The organism is Candidatus Magnetominusculus xianensis (genome assembly GCA_001541255.1).
Lineage (GTDB): Bacteria > Nitrospirota > Thermodesulfovibrionia > Thermodesulfovibrionales > Magnetobacteriaceae > Magnetominusculus > Magnetominusculus xianensis.
In genome coordinates, this window is record LNQR01000132.1 from 1 (window position 1) to 3,976 (window position 3,976).

A 3,976-nucleotide genomic window follows, 5' to 3' on the forward strand; every position below is an offset into this window, starting at 1 on the left:
GTGTGCACGGATTTTTCTCTCTCTCTCTCTCTCTCTCTCTCTCTCTCTCTCTCTCTCTCTCTCTCTCTCTCTCTCTCTCTCTTAATCTTAATCTTAATCTTAAGAAAATTTGTTTCCTTTAAAGAAACCTTTGTGTTTGTAAAAATACCGTTATTATTGCTACAAATAAAATTCACATGTTGACAAATTTGTTAGTATGTGCTATTATAGTACACACTAACAATCTGGATTCTCGCAATAGCATGTTAATGCGTGATTAGTAGGCGAGGGCGGGGCATGAACAATCTGGATTTGATGTCGAGGTGGTTTCAGGATAATTTAGACCATGTGTTTTTCTTCTATGGGTTAGCCTTTGTCCTGTTGGGGATTGTAATCCTTACCCAACCAAGAAAAGAAAGTACGCTCAGTCTGTCCGGGATTATCTGGATACTTGCTGCGTTTGCCCTTATTCATGGGTTAAATGAATGGTTTGATATGTTTGTGTTGATGCATCCAGACACCGGAATATTTAAAACGTTGAGCTGGATTTGTCAGGTAAGTTCGTTTGCCTGTTTGTTTGAATTTGGCCGAAGGTTCTTGAGTATTTGCGGTAACACCCTGCTGCATGGATTCTCACGGTATATTAAATGGTGGTTAATGCCGCTGGGTTTAGTCGTTATTGGCGTCGTTTCATTTGTATCGGCTGATGGATTAAAGGCTGGAGGGGTTGCTGCGAGATATTTATTTGCATTTCCGGGTTCGGTTTTTACCGCTGCCGGGTTTTATTATTACCGGAGCGATATAAGTATTATAAAACATAAAGCTGTAGTTAATAAGTATTTTCTATTGGCGATGTTGTCTTTTTCGGCATATGCGTTTTTCGGAGGGTTGGTTGTTCCAAAAAATACCATGTTTTCTTTCAGCCCTATAACACATGAAAGTTTTCTTGCCTTCGTACATGTCCCTGTTCAGGTCTTCAGGGCTGCTATGGCGGTAATGTCGGCAATATCCATAGCCGGGCTGCTCAGGATATTCTACTGGGAACAGCAGCATGAATTAAAAAAGAGGAATGACGAATTATTATTAAGTAAAGAGCTGTTGGTTCATAACGCGATAAGTCAGGATATTATAAATCAAATCCTGAGGGTTTCCCTCCTGCCAGTTTCCCCTGTTAGCATTGAAGAACAATTGGATAAAATCCTGAATCTTATCCTGTCAGACACATGGATATCATTCCAGGCGAAGGGGTGTATTTTCCTTTGCGAAGAGGGTTATGACCGGTTGATATTAAAATCACACCATAATTTTGACGAGGAACACATTCGAGTGTGTTCCTCCATAGAGTTTGGTAAATGCCTTTGCGGAATGGCGGCCTCTAAGAAAGATGTGGTATATGTACCTACATCAGACAGCGTGTACCATACAATCAGCTATCCAGGGATGCAGCCCCACGGACATTACTGTGTCCCGATTATCACGAATGACAGACTGCTTGGTCTCATTAATGTCTATGTAAACTATGGACACGTAAGAAAAGATGAGGAGGAGCTATTTTTAAAGAATATCGCTGCCACCGTAGCGGGGATTCTAATCCGTAAAGAAGCCGATGATAAGATAAGATATAACAACTTGATACAGCAGGTTATAAACACAATCCTGGAGCTGTCGCTCAAACCCATTTCCCTTTCTGAACACCTCCATTTGTCACTTGAGATAATAAGCACAGTGCCGTGGCTTTCAATTAAGGAAACTGGGTGTATCTTTGTAGCAGAAAACAGTTCTGAAATCCTTGTGATGAGGGCTTACAGGGGGGTATCTCCAAAATTGCTCGAGACCTGCGGGCGACTGCCATTTGGTAAATGTTTGTGCGGTCGGGCTGCGGTTACAGGCAATACGATATTTAAGTCAAATCTGGATGAACACCACGATGTAAGATTTGATGGAATGAAAAACCACGGGCACTATTGTGTACCAATTAAATCGACGGACCGTGTGCTTGGTGTAATTAATCTCTATGTTAAGGAAGGTCATGTACGAAACGCCCTTGAAGATGATTTTTTATCATATGTTGCCAATACCCTGGCGGGTATAATCCTGAGAAAAGAAGGCGAAGATAAAGAGAGGGCATTATTTAATGAGCTGGAGATACACCGCAATAATCTGGAAGAACTGATACAGATACGCACCAGTGAGATAGAAACCGCCCGCAATGAGACGAAACTTGCATTTGAACACCTGAAAATAATAGTCGATACCATCTCTGCCCCCGTGCTGGTAGTCGGCATGGACTACAGGATTTTATTAATGAATAAGGCGGTCAAAGAGTTCTACTTTGGCGGTATTAACGACTCTACGGACGGGCTGACATGCTTTGAGCTTTTTCATAGAAATAGTGAAAAATGCAATAACGATTACTTCGAAGACTGCACAATAGAACAAATGTGCAAGTCACAAAACCCATTTTGCGTTGTCCACAAACACTACAGACACGACGGGCAGCTGCGAATCCTTGAAATTCATGCAACGCCATTGAAAAATATAAATAACGAATGCGAGGCAGTAGTTATGGTAAATCAGGATATTACGGAAAGTAAAATGAGGGAAAGTCAGCTTGAGGTCATGGCCTCATATGATGCCCTGACCTCTATTTTAAACAGAGCGGCTTTTGTAAGTAGTCTGTCCAGTATTATATATCGGGCAAATGAAAATAACCAGAAAGCGGCAGTGATGTATATGGACCTGGATTATTTTAAAGAGATCAACGACACATTCGGGCATGACGCAGGGGATTTGGTCTTGCAGCGTGTGGCAATGAGATTAACAAGGAGCATTCGTGACAAGGACGTTGTGGCACGACTTGGCGGTGATGAGTTTGGAATAGTCCTTGTGGAGGCAGCAGATACTGCCTTTGTCGAAACCGTTTGTAAAAGGGTCGTTGAGGCAGCCCGGCGGCCAATCGTAACCGATAAAGGTACCTTTAATATAGGTATCAGCATAGGGATAAGCATATTCCCAGCCGATGGTGACAAGGAAGAACTTCTAATAAAAAGAAGCGATATTGCCATGTACCAGTCCAAAAGAAACGGCAAAAACGGATATACGTTTTACTCGAAAGCCTTAGAGGATTTACAATAAAGTTATATGTTTCACTTTTATTTCACCTTTATTTCACCAGGCCAAGTAGTTTGGCAATGATGTCAAGGGCCTTCGGGTTGGTTAAAAGTATAAAGAAAAGTAAGATTAGAAAATAAAGTCTTGTTTTCAATTCCATGGACGCTAATTTCACATTTAATCGTCCTTCAACGGCAGTAATCCTCTCGTTAACGGAGGATATTTTCTAACTAAGCCTGACTTCCAACTTTGCTAAATCTCCTTTAAAGGTAGAAATTTTCTCGTTAGCGGCAGCGATTTTCTCATTAAGCCTGCCTTCCGACTTGATTAAGTCTTCTTTAGTGGTCAGTTCTTTAGTTAACTCCTCTTTGATCTCGGCTTTCTTTTGAATAACAACGGCTTCTGACCTTTGTTCGATGGCATCAAAAGAGGCCAGTATGATTTTCCCGACCTCACGGGCATCATTCTTGCCGATCTTCTTCTCAAGCATGTCGTATAGTTCTACCGGTAATGTTGCTGGCATGGTTCTATTACAACTCAACAACTGAGAGAAAAACAAATCAGCGTGTGCCGAATGTAATACCAAAATAGAAATGTCCTAAAAAGAGAGGCAATTTGTGCTAGAGGGTACAAATGGCGAAAGAGGACATTGTGATGGAAAGCAAGAGGGATTTAAAGAAGTTGCATGTGATGGAAAAGGTCGAAGAGGGGAGTCTGAAACAAAGGGAGGCGAAGGAAGGGGCATAAAGGGGCAATGGTACAGATGGACGGCTCCCATCATGATTGGTATGAAGGCAGAGGGGCGAAGAGTGTGTTAATGAGATGATGCGACATCGGGGGTATATGGAAGGTTTTACGATTATGAGGGGACAGTGCCAGCAATGGA

The 3,976-nt window shown here is 41.9% G+C and carries 3 protein-coding genes; 1 reads left to right on the forward strand and 2 read right to left on the reverse strand.

The window, feature by feature from the left end; genetic code table 11:
• The first annotated feature begins 276 nt into the window (after nt 1–276).
• A complete protein-coding gene (locus tag ASN18_RS16350; RefSeq protein WP_085053858.1) occupies nt 277–3,114 on the forward strand; it encodes a diguanylate cyclase domain-containing protein in 2,838 nt (945 codons plus the stop codon).
• Nucleotides 3,115–3,142: 28 nt separating this feature from the next.
• Here ASN18_RS16350 and ASN18_RS18140 read toward each other — a convergent pair whose 3' ends face one another.
• Both ASN18_RS18140 and ASN18_RS16355 read right to left on the reverse strand, forming a co-directional pair.
• Nucleotides 3,143–3,313 (reverse strand): hypothetical protein, encoded by a 171-nt coding sequence (locus tag ASN18_RS18140; RefSeq protein WP_492208012.1) that lies wholly within the window; start codon nt 3,311–3,313, stop codon nt 3,143–3,145.
• 3 nt (nt 3,314–3,316) lie between these two features.
• Nucleotides 3,317–3,613, reverse strand: coding sequence for a hypothetical protein (locus tag ASN18_RS16355; protein ID WP_085053859.1), 297 nt, complete (start codon nt 3,611–3,613; stop codon nt 3,317–3,319).
• Nucleotides 3,614–3,976 lie beyond the last annotated feature (363 nt).

Coding starts and splice junctions, on each gene's coding strand:
- ASN18_RS16350 (WP_085053858.1), top strand. CDS start 277: ATGAACAATCTGGATTTGATGTCGAGGTGGTTTCAGGATAATTTAGAC.
- ASN18_RS16355 (WP_085053859.1), bottom strand. CDS start 3,613: ATGCCAGCAACATTACCGGTAGAACTATACGACATGCTTGAGAAGAAG.